Source organism: Bacteroides sp. An269 (assembly GCF_002159755.1).
Classification (GTDB): Bacteria; Bacteroidota; Bacteroidia; order Bacteroidales; family Bacteroidaceae; genus Phocaeicola; species Phocaeicola intestinalis.
The window spans coordinates 35596-52967 of sequence record NZ_NFJG01000002.1; the positions used below are offsets into that span (position 1 = coordinate 35596).

Annotated in this window: 11 protein-coding genes and 2 pseudogenes; 4 read left to right on the forward strand and 9 right to left on the reverse strand. The window is 49.2% G+C overall.

The features are described from left to right. Positions 1-11: 11 nt before the first annotated feature. On the reverse strand, positions 12-188 hold the full coding sequence (locus tag B5F71_RS20070; protein ID WP_158098017.1) for a hypothetical protein: 177 nt from the start codon (positions 186-188) through the stop codon (positions 12-14). A gap of 186 nt (positions 189-374) precedes the next feature. Next, a complete protein-coding gene (sppA, locus tag B5F71_RS01215) occupies positions 375-2138 on the reverse strand; it encodes a signal peptide peptidase SppA (RefSeq protein ID WP_087207206.1) in 1764 nt (587 codons plus the stop codon). Positions 2139-2983: 845 nt separating this feature from the next. Here sppA and B5F71_RS01225 point away from each other — a divergent pair. Continuing rightward, the gene (locus B5F71_RS01225) at positions 2984-3970 is read left to right on the forward strand and encodes a DUF3592 domain-containing protein (protein ID WP_087207208.1); all 987 of its coding nucleotides are present in this window, start codon (positions 2984-2986) and stop codon (positions 3968-3970) included. Between the two features lie 37 nt (positions 3971-4007). Further along, positions 4008-4721 (forward strand): DUF3592 domain-containing protein, encoded by a 714-nt coding sequence (locus B5F71_RS01230; protein ID WP_087207210.1) that lies wholly within the window; start codon positions 4008-4010, stop codon positions 4719-4721. On the opposite strand, the pseudogene B5F71_RS01235 reads toward B5F71_RS01230, so the two are convergent. Next, a pseudogene (locus B5F71_RS01235) lies at positions 4722-4997 on the reverse strand (tyrosine-type recombinase/integrase); the annotation flags it as partial. It abuts the gene before it with no gap. Between B5F71_RS01235 and B5F71_RS21200 the strand changes: the two are divergent. Together B5F71_RS21200 and B5F71_RS21205 are read left to right on the forward strand one after the other, a co-directional pair. Beyond that, positions 4992-5402, forward strand: a pseudogene (locus B5F71_RS21200) (aldo/keto reductase); the annotation flags it as partial. The pseudogenes B5F71_RS01235 and B5F71_RS21200 overlap by 6 nt on opposite strands. Beyond that, entirely contained in the window at positions 5382-5846 is a 465-nt protein-coding gene (locus tag B5F71_RS21205) for a DUF2271 domain-containing protein (protein WP_204502723.1), read from the forward strand. The pseudogene B5F71_RS21200 and the gene B5F71_RS21205, both read left to right, overlap by 21 nt. Before the next feature lie 343 nt (positions 5847-6189). On the opposite strand, the gene B5F71_RS01245 is transcribed toward B5F71_RS21205, so the two are convergent. The 6 genes from B5F71_RS01245 to B5F71_RS01270 all read right to left on the reverse strand — a co-directional run bounded on the left by B5F71_RS01245 (position 6190) and on the right by B5F71_RS01270 (position 17190). Next, the gene (locus tag B5F71_RS01245; RefSeq protein ID WP_087207214.1) at positions 6190-8535 is read right to left on the reverse strand and encodes an ABC transporter permease; all 2346 of its coding nucleotides are present in this window, start codon (positions 8533-8535) and stop codon (positions 6190-6192) included. 118 nt (positions 8536-8653) lie between these two features. Continuing rightward, complete coding sequence (locus B5F71_RS01250) at positions 8654-11011, reverse strand: FtsX-like permease family protein (RefSeq protein ID WP_087207216.1); 2358 nt, start codon at positions 11009-11011, stop codon at positions 8654-8656. Between the two features lie 143 nt (positions 11012-11154). Then, complete coding sequence (locus B5F71_RS01255) at positions 11155-13512, reverse strand: FtsX-like permease family protein (RefSeq protein ID WP_087207219.1); 2358 nt, start codon at positions 13510-13512, stop codon at positions 11155-11157. A gap of 138 nt (positions 13513-13650) precedes the next feature. Beyond that, a complete protein-coding gene (locus tag B5F71_RS01260) occupies positions 13651-14259 on the reverse strand; it encodes a DUF2807 domain-containing protein (protein ID WP_087207222.1) in 609 nt (202 codons plus the stop codon). Between the two features lie 147 nt (positions 14260-14406). Beyond that, on the reverse strand, positions 14407-15657 hold the full coding sequence (locus tag B5F71_RS01265; RefSeq protein WP_087207224.1) for an efflux RND transporter periplasmic adaptor subunit: 1251 nt from the start codon (positions 15655-15657) through the stop codon (positions 14407-14409). A gap of 138 nt (positions 15658-15795) precedes the next feature. Next, positions 15796-17190: a TolC family protein gene (locus B5F71_RS01270; RefSeq protein ID WP_241148529.1), complete on the reverse strand. Its 1395-nt coding sequence runs from the start codon at positions 17188-17190 to the stop codon at positions 15796-15798. Positions 17191-17372: the final 182 nt, after the last annotated feature.

Consider the following 17372-nt stretch of genomic DNA (forward strand, 5'->3'; position numbering starts at 1 on the left):
ACTAATGTGAATCAGGAGTTAGAAGCTGTTTTGAATTTCTCCAAAAAGTTTTTCTTGGCTTGATGTATCCGTTTTCGTGTGTGCTTTGGGCGATTTTTTGGTCCTTTTCGCTCCTGTTCTTCGTCAGATAGCCCGCTATCTTCCTCATCACAGAAGCAAAAATGCCTCAAAAACTCATCCCAAATCATCGCACGATAAATTCAAAACAGCTTCTTAAACGTAGTTATGTTTCACAGGAGTTATCACTTCGTTCAGGAGTTAAAAGCAATAGCCTTGCTTCTGAAAGTGGTGCAAAAGGTATGGGTTTCTAACTCCCAGCCTGCCAAGCGGGCGATAACTACCTATAATTCCCTTTTAACTCCTGATTGGCATGACTAATTAATTGTCAATATAAAAGGCATGCGTGCCTGGATGTGGTCTGCATTCTTGAGGTTCTTCACGATGCGGAACGGTTCGTACCATTCGCCCAATTGCTCTTTCAGCCCGGCGGACAGATAGTGGTCTGTTGTCGAATTGAGCAGGCTAAGGAAGAATTCCTCTTGTTTGGGATAGTCCATTACGGTGTATTCCGTTATCTCTGCACGCTCGGCGGCAATGGCTATGGCACGGTCAATACCGCCCAGTTCGTCTACCAGCTTCAAGTCTTTTGCCATTTCGCCTGTCCATACACGGCCTTCGGCTATTTTCTTGATGTCTTCTACCGGCATCTTGCGTCCGTCGGCGCATCGTTTGGTAAAGAGCTCATAGCCTTTGTTCACCATTCCCTGTACCAGATTTTTTTCTTCTTCGGTAAACGGACGGCTGATATCGCCCAAGTCGGCAAGCCGGTTGGATTTCACTACATCAAAATGGATGCCCAACTTGTCGTTCAGCAACTTCTGCGCATTCGGTATCATACCGAAGATACCGATAGAGCCGGTCAGTGTAGTAGGTTGGGCTACAATCCAGTCGGCTGCACACGAGATGTAATAACCGCCCGAAGCCGCATAGTCGCCCATTGACACAATGACCGGTTTCTTTTCTTTCAGCAAGGTCACCTCACGCCATATCTGTTCCGAACCGTATGCGCTTCCGCCCGGTGAATTGACACGCAATACTACGGCTTTCACGTTTTCGTCTTCGCGCAGTCGGCGCAGATCGTTTATCATCTGTTCCGAGTTGATACCTTCGTCCGAAGCCAGTGCGCCGTCACCTATCTCGCCGGCAGCATAATATACCGCCAGAATGTTTCCACTCTTGTCTTTCGGTATGTTGCGCTGTACATTCACCATATCTTCTACGTAAAGGGTGTTCAGGTTGTCGTCCTCATCAGTCCCGGTCAGTTGTTTCAGATAGGCAAGCATTCCGTCTTTGTACAGCAGTGTGTCTGCCAGTCCTGTCTGGATGTACGCTTCGGCAGGCTGGAAATCCATGTTTCGGTCGGCAAGTGCATTGAGTGTATCGGCAGGGATGCCGCGCGATTCGGATACATTTTTCACCATCTGTCCCCAGATAGAGTTGACGAATGCCTGTGTCTGCTCGCGGTTTGCCGGACTCATTTCGGTGGATGTGTAAGGTTCTACCGCCGATTTGTAAGTTCCTACACGAAAGATTTGCATCTCTACGCCCACTTTGTCAAGCAAGTCTTTCAGGAACATTGATTGTGCAGCCAGTCCGTGCCAGGCAAGGCTGCCTTGCGGATTTACAGCCACTTTGTCTGCTACGCTTGCCAGGTAATATGTGCTTTGGCTGTAGTTGCCTCCGTATGCCACAACAAATTTTCCGCTTTCCTTAAAGTCGAGCAGGGCATTACGTATTTCCTGAAGCGAGGCACTTGGGCAGACAAAGGCTTCGGCATTGAGGCAGATACCTTTTATCTTTTCGTGTTCTTTTGCTTTGCGGATGGAATTGAGAATGTCGTTCAGTCCATAGGTCGTAAACTTGTCACCTAAGAGCTGGTTCATAGGATTCGATTGGCTGCGTTCGGCCACATTTCCACTGAGGTTGATTACGAATACCGAATTGTCTTTCACCGTGGTTTCTGTTCCCGATGATGCCACCATGCCGGCAATGCTTGCAATGCCGATAATGGTAAAGATGGCTCCCACGATACACAGACCGATAACGGTAGCCAGCAAGTACTTTAAGAAATCTTTCATTGTCGTAATGTATTTGGTTTTGTTTCTTTTGCACAAAGATAACGATTTCTGGATATTTTGCAAACCGATTTTGTCCTGTATATACTTTGCACGGAATAAAATTGTGCATTTAGTGTAACGTAACTATTTTACCACAGCGGACACAGGGTATCACAGGGAAAAATTTAAAAGCCTCTGTGTCTGCTGTGGTGAAAAAAATGCACAAACTTGTACCGCGCATGACATACATTACAGGCAAGAATACGACAGAAGAAAACATCGGCACCGCATGGCGTTTGCAGCAAACGACAAGTCTCGTGTGCGTGAAACAATTCCCTGCATAATTTTCCCTAAAAGAAGCGTTATGCACATCTTGTAAATCGAAAACCTAGGAAATTTTCAGATGAACACAAGAAGAAGGCATAGTGGTTCTCACGCTATAGCGTGGGCTGCTATCACTCCACTCTTGTGTTAAGGTTTTCCTAGGACCTTCGATTTACAGTGGACATTGCAGTTCCACGCTTGAACCAAATGTTGCAATTTAATCACCTGAGTATCAAATATTAGTATAGGGAATTATATAGTTATGATACCATATAGTTCCCTATAATTGTAAGTATTAACCTATTTTTTCTGTGCGACTTCAATTGCATCGTGTTTTAATTCGTTTTCATCCTCTACCGCATCTAATACTTTGTCTGCTAATGTGTTTGTGCAACAAATCCGCAGTGGTTGTGCAACGCCGCAGTAGAAAAGTACCGTCCCGGATTGTTTTTTTGCGCCTTTTATCGGAATTCACGGCATTGTAACCGGAATGAAATGACCGGACGCTATTTTTGTTATCAAATTCATAAATTGTCCGTGTTATGAAAGAAGAAGACTTGCGCCAAGAAGCCTATAAAGAATGCAAGAAAAGCCAACGAAAGGAAACGATTATTGTCTTTGCGATAATAGCCGTGGCAGGTACTCTTTCCGGGTGCGCATTTATTCCGGTTTATTTTTGGTTGGGCTGTGGATTAGGTCTTTTCCTCATCGCGCTGGCTTGCTCCTTTGCCCATGCCACCTGGAAGAGGCATCAAACTGAGCTTCATGCGGTTGCACAAGGTGTCTTGGCGGAAGCTGAAGTGGTGGAACTGAAGGAAGAGAAGGATTCCGACGGCAAACAGACGACAATGGCCGTCTATGAATTTGCCTTGCCCGGAGGCTCGAAGCACCGCTTCAAGGAATCCGTTTCCTCCTCGATGGCGGGGATTTTGGGGCTGGTACGGGTAGGTACCAGGCTTCCCCTATTTGTTGACCGGAATAATCCGGACATTTTCTATAAGATGAAACACCGCCTCACGGAACAATCCGTTCCGGATATGGACGATGCCGTCATCAGCCAATACCTCGGAAAGTATGGGAATAGTTTGGACGGGCTGAAGCCCGAACAGGTAGTCCGGGGTTATAAGCAATCCAAGTGGATATTGGGAGCATTCTTAGGACTCATCATCGCCGGTGCATTGGGAGTAATCGGTTTCGCGGTGTACACTAATTGGCAGAATATGCGCCATGACAAGATTGAGCTTCCTATCGGTGTGTTTATTTCCCTCTTAGGCCCGACGGAAGTCTACCAGTATTTTCCCGAAACCGATGAATGGAGCTACTATGCGGATGATTTTGGCGTAAGGCGGACAGCCCGTTGGCGTTATGACAGCAAATGCCGCAAGCCAATACAGATAGGCTACACTTCCATCTCTTTTACACCCCAAGAGGCGGGCGACTGGCCGGAACTGCTTATTCCCGAAAGTTACCGAAGCCGGTTGGACGAGTTTGCCGCTGACAAGACGGACAACAACTTGACTCCTCCATGATTTATCACTTATCCTATTCACTAAAAAAACATATTCAATGTATCCCGACAGAGAGAAGGCATTGGCCAAAGGCAGACGGAAAGACAAAACATTTATCCGCGTATTCTGCGGCATATTTATTCTTCTTGGCATTATCTTGTTCACTGCAGGTATTGCCGTTGGCGTCAGCAGTCATACATTCCGGCAAAAGGCGGAACCGGTGAATGCCGTCATCCTGGCCATGCGCGGAGCGACCAGCGAATCATTGGGCACTCCCGTCGTGGAATATGCCGTAGACGGAAAATCCTATACAGCCACACTCAACATGGCATCCTCGTCCATGTACCCGGGCAAGCGGATAACCGTATATTATCAGAAAAACAATCCCCGGGAAGTGCGCTATCTGGACGATAACGGCTGGCTGGTTGCCCTCTTCGTGTTCATGGGAACCGTGTTTGCCGGGATGGGTGCGGCATTCTGGCTGGTGAAGCGCAGCCATGAGCGGAAAGCCCGCCGGTTGCTGGCCACTGGAAAAGTGGTGGAAGCGGAAATCACAGGCATCCGCGAGGATACAAACAACTCGATGAACGGACGTCATCCCATCGTGGTCAGTTGCCGCTACACCGCACCGGATGGACGGGTGTACTTCTTCCGCAGCGGTTCCTTCTGGTACGAAAGCTACGAGATAGGCCCGAAGAAGAAGGTGCGCGTGTATGTGGACCGCAACAATCCGGCGGATTATTATGTAGATGTGGACAGTGCCATAGGGTAATTAAACGTGCCGGGTTTCCTGTTTGCAAACAGACCGGATGACCTTGCTGTTTGCCCTGTCCACCACGGAAGTGTCCAACAGGGCAAGGTAAATGCGTGTGGTGTTTTCCGAGTCGTGCCCCAATGCCTCGCTGATGACCGGCAAGGGGATGCGCTGGCTTTGGGCGATGCTGGCCCAACCGTGCCTGCTCACATAGAACGTGAGCTTGACGGGACATCCTGCCATCCTGCCGATTTCCTTCAGCTTGCGGTTCATTCGGTGCGAGGCGTTCAGGTATATTACTCGCTGCTGAACCGTGATTTTGAATGGGAACTGATGCCGCTCGGCATAGACCAGCAGGTAGACAGCATCATCTGGAGTCCGTTGGCTGCCGGACGTCTGGGAGGGTGCTACCGCCGGAACAACTCCATGCCGCAAGACGGAAGAGTGGCACGCGGAGGCGCACCCGTAAGGGATAACGTAGTGGCTTACGAGCGTCTGTATAATATAATAGATGTGTTGGATGAAGTGGCTGCGGAAACGGGAAAGGCTGTGGCACAAGTGGCATTAAACTGGTTGTTGCAACGTCCTACGGTGTGCAGCCTTGTCATCGGAGCCAGTTCAGAAGAACAACTCCGGCAGAACCTGGGGGCGGTAGACTGGAAGCTTACGGCAGAACAGATGCAACGCCTCGATGCCGCCCTGGTTGCGGTCGGCATCTGCCTGCAAGGTTGCACCACTTCGTATGCGAAAGACAGAGAAGATGCGAAAGAAACTCCCGCAGGAGAACGGTTGGAGATTTCTTTCCGCTTCCAGCGTGGCGGCATTGCTTCCAGCCAATATGCCATTTGGATAGAAGACGAAACGGGCAAGTTGGTACGTACCTTGTATGTTACGTCTTTTACAGCAAAAGGAGGATATGAATACCGGAAAGATGCCGTTCCCACATGGGTTGCCAAAGCTGATCCGAAAAATAGGATATCCGGCAATATTGATGCTTTCACTGGTGCCACTCCTCGGAACGGGACGTTACATTATGTGTGGGATGGTAAAAACAATGAAGGTATGCCTGTATCCAAAGGGACGTATATGGTTTTTATAGAAGGCACGCTGTATTGGGAGAGCAGGGTTGTTTTTCTCCGCTAAATTGCATTGGGGAAGTTGCGAAGAGGAATCAGTTCTTGTATCTTCCCGATATTATGGAGCTCCTTCAGTGAATAAAGATATGATAACAGATTTGAAAGTCTTTCATATGGCAAAGTGAATTTTGTGTCTGTTGTTCATGCAGTTGGAAAGACATCGGAAACAGGAGAAAAACAAATCCGCCGGCTTCCTTGCTCACGCAAGCTTGCCGGCGGCATTTGAAATCTAAGAGAGTTTATAGATCAATGCTGTATTTAGTTGACTAGGTAACTAGGTACTAGTTGACTAGGTTTGTAGATACTAAGGTGTTTAGTTCCTAGTACCTAGTCACCTAGTGCCTATGAATTTATTCCGTCTTCAGGTTTTCCACCGGATTCTCTCGTGTGGCTTTCAGGCTGATGAGGTATACCGAAACCAGCGAGATGAGGGCTACCACGGTGATGGAAGCTATCGGAACCCACCACGGGAAGGTGCTGTCGAAGGTCACAATCTTGTCTATCTGGTGTACGCCGAATATCATCAGCGGGACGGCTATTGCTAAGCTGATACCCAAGGAACCGAGCGAGAACTTCATCAGCCTCTCCTGCTCGCTTAGCGAACTGGAGCCGAATACCTTGCGTATCGCCATGTCGCGCTTGCGCTGGGCGATGAAGTAAAGGCTCATGGCGGTTAGTCCTAAGAGGGAGATAAGCAGGGCGGCACCGGTAAAGATAAGCATCAGGCGGTTCATGCGGCTGAAGTCGGCGTAGAGGTCACGAAGCTGGTCGCCGTACCATGCCGACTCGAAGGAGAAATCCTTGGCGGCTATCTTGAAAAGCTGGTCCAGCTGTTTCTTGTAAGCGTTCAGGTCGCCGTCCTGCACTTCCACCGAAATGTTCCATGGATAGATGCTGTCGGGATGCTCTATCTGTATCTGGAGCGGATGGATATCGTGGTCTATCAGGCTTCGGCTGATGACAAAATCCTTGAACACGCCGGCTATCTGGGTGCGTCCGTAATTGTTGCTCGTGAAATAATCTTTGGTCCCGACAGGTTCCAACATCTTCATCGCCCGTTCGCTTAGAAAGAAATTGTTGCCTCCTATCGGCGTATGACGGTCTTCGGTTATCTGTATGTGGTAGATGTCGAGGAACGCCGAATCAACGATAAAGGTCTGGAAACTCATCTCCAAGGTGCTGTCCGCCGAAGGAATATAGGTGGTATTGTTGTTCCCTCCGTCCAAGGGTACGCCGCATGAGAAAGAAACATGCTTCACGAAGGGCAGCTTCTTTGCTTCGGTGCGGAAGAGTTGCAGGTTCTTTTGAGAGCCGTAGGACGGATAAGTCAGCACGTTGCCGTATTCGTAACCCAACGGTGCGTGTACGATGCGGTATATCTGCACGGAGAGATAGGCGGAACAAGTGAGCAGGGCAATAGTCAGTCCACACTGCACGATGTTGAGCACTCGCAGGTAGACGGCTTTCGTCTTGCGTCGGAAAGTCCCTTTTACTACGTCCATAGGGTTGTAGTTGGAAAGTATCGTAGCCGGGATAAAGCCCGAAAGCAAGGTCAGTGCTGCGATGAATACGATATAGATAAGGAGGGTCGCGGCATTGAGGTCGCCCGTGATGTCAAGCTTGGCGTGAAGCAAGTCGATAGCCACAGGTTCGGCGGCTTTGGCAAGGAGGAAGCCTATGATAAACGAAACCAATGTGAGCAGTGCTGATTCGGCTATCATGCGCCAGAAAATGTCGGGGCGTGACGAACCGAGCAGGCGGCGTGTAGCCATTTCCTTGGCACGGTAGCTGGTCTGCGCCACGCTCATGCTGATGTAGTTCAGTACCGCCATCAAGAGGATAAGCACGCCGATGGTGATGAAAATCACTACCAGCTTGAAGTCGTACTGGTTGAGGTAGACAGTGGCAGGAGTTTCGGAAAAGTAGAAATCATGCCATGGGATGAATTGGACTTTCTTGAAGCTGTCACTGTCTCTGAACAACCAGTAAAACTCTCTCAGGAATGCCACTACATCATCGGCTTTCCGGTTCAAGTCAGTTCCCGGAGCGGTGCGGAAGAAGAGGGTGCTCCCCGCTGCATCGTTCATTTCGGTGCATTCCATCGAACAACTCCATTGGATGTATTTCATGTTCTCGAACGGGATGAAGATGTCGATGTCCGAAGGGATAATAGAATTGTTGATGTCCTCAACGATACCCGTCACGGTAAATATCCCGTTATTACAAGGGATGATTTTTAGGGTCTTGCCTACGGCGTGCTCGGTGCCGAACAGACGAAGGGCGGCGGAGCGGGTAAGCACGACACTGTTGTCATCGGTAAGCAGTTGTTCGCGGTTCCCTTCCAGCAAAGGGAAGCGGAAGAACTCGAAGAAGTTCTTCTTCACGCTGGCACCTAATACCTGCACCGGCTTGTCGTCCGGTTGCACATACGGGTTTGATACTTTGATGGCGCACCAGTCTTCTATCTCCGGATAGCGGCTTTTCAGGCGGTCGCCCAGATTGTAATGTCCTCCTGCCCAGTGTTCGTTGGCAAACACATAGATGCGGTCGGCATCGGGCAGGTCTTTGTCCACAGTGAGCTGCCGTGTCACCATGTTGGCGATAAGGAGCACGAACATCAGCGAGATGCTCAGCCCCGCCACGTTGACGAATGTAAAGAGCTTGTTGCGCTCCAAGAAGGTGAAGTAAGTCTTCATTTCAATTAATAATTAACAATTAATAATTAATAGTTAATAGTTGGTTGGTGTCTTTTTCACCACAGATTACACGGATTTTTAAATTTATTAATCTGTGTAATCTGTGTTGAACTTTATTTCATTCTGTCTTGATGCTGTTCGCCGGATTCTCGTTGGCGTTCTTCCAACTTTGTACGGTGACCGTTATCATGGTGATGGCGGTTACGAGGAGGAAAGAGATGAGGAATATCCAGGCACGGATGGGAGTGCGCTCGGCGAATCCTTCCAGCCAGTGCTGTCCTATCCACCAGCCGAAGGGGGCGGCAACGATGAAGCATCCTATCAGTATATATAGGTACCGCTTGTTGAACATGCGGAGGATTTCGCCCGTGGTGCTTCCGAATATTTTCCGGATGCCGATTTCCTTGCGGCGGTATTCGCTCTCGAACATGGTCAAGCCGAATACGCCGATGATGCTGATGACAATAGCAAGCAGGGAGAAGAGCAGGATTTGCTTGGTGAATCGCAATTCATTGCGGTACGCATTGTCGAGCACTTGGTCCATAAAGCGGAAATGGAAGTCGTGTCCCGGCGTGAACTTCTCCATTGCCTTTTGCAGCGAACGTATGATTTCCACTTTGTCTGTTCCGGCGGAGACGCGGACATTGACGGTGTTTTCCCAACCTTCCCAACCTAAATCTTTGGTAGAGAAGAATGCCATGGGGCGTTCATCGTTATCGTTGCGGAACGAGGTAAACTTGATATTCTCGCAGAAACCTATGACAGGGAAAGCCATGCTCTTTTGGAATGGAGGCTGGTTCAGTGTGAGCCATGGGTATTTCTTTCTTGCGGCTTCGTTGAAAATGAATCCGCTGCCGTCTGTAGATTTAAAATTACGTCCTTCGGTCAAGCGGATGCCCATTACATCCAAGTAACGGTAGTCTACTGGCATCACCTCATAGTTCATTGTCCGTTCTCCTTCGGAGATGCCCCAGCTCATATAAGTGTCGGATGAACTGAGAACGAATTGCGAGAACGCCACGCCTTCCACACCCGAAATGCGTGACAGTTCGTCTACGACGGCATTCATTTGTTGCTTGACTTCTTTGGTTGTTTCGCCCACAATGATGGCATCTTTGTCATAACCGTATTCCGAAGTGCGGATGTATCGGCTTTGAGCATACATGATACCGATAGCGATAATCAGCATAAAGGAGATGAAGAACTGGAAACAAACCAGTGTTGTGCGCAACTTCCGTCCCTTGGGTGATAAGCCGAACGAGCCTTTCAGTACGAGGGCAGGAGGGAAAGAGGTAACGTAGAACGATGGATATAGCCCTGCCAGTATGCCTATTAATACACTGATGCCGAAGGTGGCGATTAAGAGAATCACATGTTTGCCTAAACTCAAGTCGGCACTGACCAAATCTTCTACGCCCGAATCGCGCAAAGCCAGTATCAAAACAAGGCTGAGGGCAAAGGCAAGGATGCTGACGAGCACCGATTCCATAATCAGGCTGGTGCGGAGCGAGCCGGTAGTTGCCCCTAACACTTTTTGCGTATTGATGCTTTTGATACGCATCGGCGTTTCGGCAAGCGAGAAATTCATAAAGTTGATAGCGGCGATGATGACGATGAGAAACGACACGCAGATAAGCAGATAGACCGTAGTACGGCTGCTGGCACTCTTATTCCCTATTTTCGAGAAATGGACTTCCGATAAGGGAGTAAGGCGGAAGAAAGGAGTGCCTTCCTTCAGTTCGATTCCTCCCGTGAAAGGTTTCATTTCTAACAGTTTTTGGCTGACTATTTTCTCGATGCTTTCCGCTTGCGTGGCATCGCTTAGGCGTACATAGCAGATATAGTTGAAATTGTTCCAGTTGTCTTTGTTCTCGTTCTTGTCGAGCGGTTTGAGGAGCATGTTTCCTAACTGTGTGTTTTCGGGGAAATCCTTATATACTCCACCTATGGTCAGCGGTTTGTTGTCCGCTTGTTTGCCTTCGAAGATGGTTTTACCTACGGCGTCTGTGCTTCCGAAAAAGCGTATCGCCATCGATTGGGGAATCAGGATATTCCCTTCTTGGTTGAGCGCATCGGCAGAACCGGCAATCATTTCGGGTTGGAAAGTCTTTATAAAGTTGCCGAAGCCGGTTTGTGTGGTTTCGTTGAACAGATGTCCGTTCACTTCATAATCGTAACCACTGTTCCAAATCATTGCGTTAAAAACAGCTTCAACGTAGGGAGAACTGTTCTCGATTATTTCTCCAAACGGACGGGATAACCATGTTTGCCAGTCTCTGTCTTCCCCTCCTTTAAATTCGGCGCGGAATATCTTTTCATAATCCTTATACCCTTTATTGAAATTCAAATCATAGTCTACCTGCGTCATGATGACGAAGAAGGAGGCGAAGGCGATTGCCAGCCCGATGATGTTCAGGACGCTTGCCGTGAGGAAGCGCCGGAAGGTATGCGAGAAGTTGCGTGCTAAGGTGTTCATGTGGTTATTTACGATTTAGCGATTTACTATTTACGATTTCTTTTCACCACAGATTACACAGATTTTTTAATTGATATTTCTGTGTATCCTGTGGTCCTGTGTTTTAAATTTATTAATCTGTGTAATCTGTGGTGAACTTTATTTCATTCTGTCTTGATACTGTTCGCCGGATTCTCGTTGGCATTCTTCCAGCTTTGCACCGTAACCGTTATCATGGTGATGGCGGAAACGAGGAGGAAGGAGGCGAGGAATATCCAGGCACGGATAGGTGTGCGTTCGGCGAATCCTTCCAGCCAGTGCTGTCCTATCCACCAGCCGAAGGGAGCGGCAACGATGAAGCATCCTATCAGTATATACAGGTAACGGCGGTTGAACATGCGCAGGATTTCGCCCGTGGTGCTGCCGAATATCTTGCGGATGCCTATCTCCTTGCGGCGGTACTCGCTCTCGAACATGGTGAGCCCGAACACGCCTATCATGCTGATGACGATGGCGAGCAGGGAGAATAGCAATATCTGGCGGGTGAAGCGCAGTTCGTTGCGGTAGGCATTGTCGAGCACCTGGTCCATGAACCGGAAGTTGAAGTCATGCCCCGGCGTGAACTTTTCCATTGCCTTTTGCAGGGAGCGGATAACGGCTACCTTGTCCGTTCCGGCGGAGATGCGGACGTTGACGATGTTTTCATAACTCCAGAGTTTGGCTTTGCTGACATAAATGAATGCCATAGGCTCGGCAATGTCATTGTTTCGGAACGTACTGAACCGGATGTTTTCGCAGAAACCCACTACGTTCCAGTCGCCGGGAGTGGCTGGCATATCTACCGCCATCCACGGGTATTTTTTGCGTGCGGCTTCATTAAAGATATATACACCGTTGTCGCTGGGTTTGAAGTTGCGCCCTTCGGTGATGCGGATGCCCATTACGTCCAAGTAATGTTCGTCTACAGGGAAGCAGGCGAAATTGATGTTCTTGTCTCCTTCGCCTCGTCCCCAGCTCATATAAGTATCTTGCGAATTGAGTACGAATTGCGAGAATGCCACGCCTTCCACGCCCGATATGCGCGACAATTCGCTTACTACGGCATCTTTTTGGTTGCGTGCGTCTTGGGTTACATCGCCTACGACAATGTCGTCTTTATCGTAGCCGTACTCTGAGGTGCGGATGTAGCGGCTCTGTGTGTACATGATGCCAATGGCGATAATCAGCATGAACGCCACGAAGAACTGGAAGCATACCAACGCCGTGCGCAGCTTCCGCCCTTTAGGCGAGAGGCCGAACGAACCTTTCAGCACCAGTGCGGGAGGGAAAGACGTAACGTAGAATGAGGGGTACAGCCCTGCCAGCACGCCAATCAGAATGCTGATGCCGAACGTAGCCGCCAGTAAAGGCAAATGCTTGCCGAGGCTGAGGTCGGCTGTCACCAAATCCTGTATGCCTGAATTGCGTACGGCGAGCAGCAGCACCAGCGATACGGCAAAAGCGATGAGGCTGATAAGCACCGATTCCGCAATAAGTCCGCCGCGCAGGGAAGAAGTCTTTGCTCCCAGCACCTTCTGCGTGTTGATGCTCTTGAGGCGCATCGGCGTTTCCGCTAGCGAGAAGTTCATGAAGTTGATAGCGGCAACAATGACGATGAGGAACGACACACAGATGAGCAGGTAGACCGTGGTGCGGCTGCTGGCACTTTTGTTGCCTATCTTCGAGAAATGCACTTCCGATAAAGGGATTAAATGAAAGAAATCAGCGTTGTCTTTTTCTTCTTGTAACCCTTCTTGCAGTTCTTCAGGTGCTATTTTCATCAGTTTTTGGAATGCCAGCTTCTCCACTTCGGAAACGTTTGCCGGATTGTCCAGACGGTAATAGCAGGTGTAGTTCCAGTTGCCCCAGTTGTTTTTGTCTATGTCCGGGTCAAAAGGCATAAAGATATAGTTGCCTATCTGCGAGTTCTCGGGGAAATCCTTGTAGACACCGCCTATGGTCACAGGCTTGTTATCCGACTGTTTGCCTCGGAACAGCATTTTGCCGACGACGTCCGTGCTTCCGAACATGCGCATAGCCATTGAGACGGGAATCAATACGTTGTCTTTCTTTTCCAAGGCATCGGTAGAGCCTGTTACCATTTCGGGCTGGAACACGTTCATAAAGTCGCCGAAGCCGGTCATCATAGGTTCGTTGAAAAGATTTCCATTCACTTCATAATCGTTATCATTTACCCACCCGGTAATGGCGGATGCCTGGATATGTGGCGAGGCGGTGCCAATCAGTTCGGCAATGGGGCGAGGTGTCCAAAGCTGCCAGCCCCATTCCTCGTTGGGCTTGATTTCCAGCCGATAGATGTTCTGGTAGTCCTTATACCCTTTGTTGAAATTCAAATCATAGTCTACCTGCGTCATGATGACGAAGAAGGAGGCGAAGGCAATCGCCAGCCCGATGATGTTGAGGACGCTTGCCGTGAGGAAACGCCGGAAGGTATGCGAGAAGTTGCGTGCTAAGGTGTTCATGTGGTTATTTACGATTTTGCGATTTACTATTTACGATTTCTTTTCACCACAGATTACACAGATTTTTTAATTGATTTCTTCTGTGTATCCTGTGGCTCTGCATTTTAAATTTATTAATCTGTGTAATCTGTGGTGAACTTATTCCTCAACTTTCAGCCGGCTGTCATTGATTTTGCTTAAGAAGCCGTCTTTGATGTCTGCCGAATGCGCCTTGCCGCTCAGCTTGAGCGAACTGACTCCATCGGCACGAGCTTTCAGCTTATCGCAATACACGTTGACATTGCCTTTGCCCACACCGTCGATATCTATCTGTACTGTCTGACAATGCAGGTCGGCGATTTTTATAGTGCCGACGCCGTCTATTTCGAAACGGATGTCTTCGGCTTTTAGTGGTTCTTCGCATTCGAATGTGCCTACGCCATCTATTTCCACTTCATCGAGCGTGGGGGCGGAGAGATAGAGGGTTGTACCTTGAATGTTCTGCTCCCGTTTGCCCTCTTTCCGTTGGTCGATGATTAGTGTGCCGTTTTTTACTGTGGTGGTGAGTCGGTCCAATTCTTCGGCTTTGCCTTCTATACGGCACGACCAAGTGTCGCTTTGCGCGAAGCGGACGGTTGCCACGCCGTCGATACGGATGGAAGTGTAGCCGCTGATGTTGCGTGTTTCGCTGGTCTGGTTGTCTTTTGCCATGCAGGCGTTGAGGCTTGCGCCGAGAAGTACGATGAGTGAAAGGATAATCTGTTTCATAAATTTTATGTTTTTAATGGTTGTTGTATCGTTCGAGGGGTCGAATCAGGCTTTTTTCACCACAGATTACACAGATTTATCAAATTATTATTCCTCATTCTTAATTCTTCATTTAATAAATCTGTGTAATCTGTGGTGAAAAATCCGTCATTTCAGGATGAGCACTTCGTTGTCCTTGTAGCTTTCGTAGCCCGAGACGATGACCCGTTCGCCTTGCTCTAGGCCTTCCAGCACCTCGTAGTATTGGGGGTTCTGGCGTCCGATGCGTATCTGGCGGCGGTATGCTTTCTTGCCGTCCTTGTCGAGGACGAAAATCCAGTTGCCGCCCGTTACTTGGAAGAATGTGCCTTTCGGGATGAGGACGCTTTGGGTCGGTTCGCCCAATTGCAAATCGATGTAATACGTCTGTCCGCTGCGGATATTTTCGGGGCGGTTGCCTTCGAAGACAAGGTCGGTGCGGAAACGTCCTTCGCGCACTTCGGGGTAGACTTTGCGCACCTTGAGGCTGAACGTTGCTCCCTGCCGTTCGAAGGTGGCTGGCAGCCCGTTGGTGACGCGGTCGATGTAGTGCTCGTCTATCATCGCTTCAATCTTGAAGTCGGAAAGGTCGTTGATTTGGCCTACCATCTGTCCGGCAGTGATGTTCTGTCCCAGTTCCACATCCAGCAGTCCCAGTTCTCCGTCTATCGGGGCACGCACTTCCAGCTTGTCCTTGCGCTCGCGGATGAGGAGGACGTTCTGGCGCATGTTGTGCAGGTTGTCTTCCATCTGGTCCATTTGGATGGTGCGGTAAATGGAGTCTTGCACAAGGCGTTCGGTGATGAGCTGGTGCTGTTTCTGCGCCACCTGGTAGTCTTCCTGCGCTTGCAAATATTCTTCGCGGCTGATGAGCCGTTCGTTGTAGAGCCGTTCGTATTGTTGGAAGGTGCGGAGCTTGCGGCGTGTGTCTACATCGAGCTGTACTTTTTCGGTCTCATTGTTCAGCTTGTCTTGCTGCATGGTCACTTGGGTGTTTCGCAGCAGGTTTTGTTTTTCGGCAAGTTCCGATTCGGCGTTCAAAATCTGAAGGTCGAGGTTGGAGTTGCTCAGGCGGAGGATGACGTCGCCTTTCTTCACGTGCGCGCCTTCCTCGACTACTTTTTCCTGCACGATGCCGCCTTCTTCGGGGCTGAGCTGCACGATAGAAATGGGTTGCACTTGTCCGTTGAGGCGGATGTAGTCGTTGAACTCTCCGTAGGTGACGTCGGCGATGTTGAGTGCGTCGCCGTCGATGCGCAAGGTGGATGCGTGGTTGCCGAAGATAATCCATACCAGCAGGGCGAGGATGACCGCGCCGCCTGCGATGTAGGGGATGTGTTTCTTCTGAATGCCTTTTTTCTTTTCGAGTTGAATATCCATAATTTTAAAATTTACGATTTTGCGATTTACTGTTTACTATTTACGATTTACGATTCTTCATTCCTTATTCTTTTTTGAAACGCAGATTCACGCAGATTTTCACAGATTATAAATTTTAATGATTAAGCCCAATCTGTGTTAATCTGCGATAATCTGCGTTTCTTTAGTAGCATTTCTCTCTTCATTCCGAATGATTTCCTCTCCTTTATAATAATCTACCAGGCGGCACTTCATTACGTAGGTGAGTTTGCTTTGCAGCAGTCCGGTCTGGCTTTCGAGGAGGGTGGATGCATTGTTCTGCACGTCGAGCGAGGTCATCAGTCCTTCTTCGAACTTGCGGCGTGTGACGCGGTAGGCGATGGAGTCGGAGGTGACTTTCTTTTCCATCTGCAGGCTTTCCTTGAGGAATCCTTCGCGGTCTTGCACGGCTTGCAGCACCAGTTTCTGCAGGGCTTCTTTCTGTGCCTCGTATTGCTGGGTGGCGATGAGGTAGTTGTTTTTTGCCTGCTTCACACCAATGGAACCGGACATGCGGTTGAAGATGGGGATGCTCATCGAGATGCCGAAGTAGGAACCGAAGTTGTTCTTCATCTGGTCGGCGAAGTTGTCGTAGCCGCTTTGGTGTAACTCTTTATAATAAGAAGAAGAGATGCCACCGAAGATGCTGATGGTAGGGAAGAGCGAGCCCCACGATATCTTGCGGTTCATCCGCGCCACTTGCTTGTTCATTTCCGACTGGCGCAGGGTGGGGTTGCAGTTGAGGGCGATGCGGAACACGTCATCGGCGTTGTCTGCCGAGAGCCGCACCTGTTCGATGACGGGTGTGTCTATCAGCCGGGTGTCGAGCACGAGGGTATCCGCTACGGGATAGTTCATCGTCTGCTTCAGGGTGAGCATTGCCGTCTCATAGAGGTTGCGCTGATGGGTCAGGTTGTAGGCATCGGTGGCTTGCTGGGCTTCCATTTGTGCCACGTCCGCCATGCCTTTCAGTCCCAACGCTTCTTGGCGGCGGGTCTTGTAAACTAATGAGTCGCTTTCTACCAGCTTCTGTTCTGCCAGGCGGGTTGTTCCGTAGTAATAAAGAGCGTCGATGTATGCCTGGAAGGTTTCGAGTGCGGTATTGTCTTTCGCTTCCTGCAGGGCGGCTTTGCCTAACAGTTCGTTCGCTCTTGCCCGCCGCACTTGGTTGATAAGGCTTCCTCCCTGAAAGATAGGCATCGAGCCTTCCATGGCATAGCCGTTGTTGAACGTAGATTGTGAGATGTAGGTGTTGGTTCCGGGGTCTACCGAACGTCCGTAACTGTACTGTGCACTCACGCTTCCGCTTACTCCGGGCAGGAATTGCCCGATGGCTTCTATCTTATCCAGCCGGTAGTTGTCGGATTCCAGTTTTCGCTGCTTCACGGTACGGTTGTGTTCTACAGCGTATGCCATGCAGCGGTCGATGTCCCATGCTTCTTGGGCAGTTGCTGACAGGCTGCACAGGCAGAGCAGCATGCCCATTGATTTTCGTATGTTCATATTCTTTTTCATATTTTGTCTTTGTTTCTGTCAAATCAATAACAAATATCGTGCCAGAAAATTAAATAGTTGGTTTCCTGCTTGTTATAAAAAAGCTCATTGGGTGGAGTGTCAAAAAATTAGACACTTGGTGTCAAAAAATTAGACACTTCCTATGAAAGGGCGTATTGTTTCTTTGTGTATCTTTGCAGACA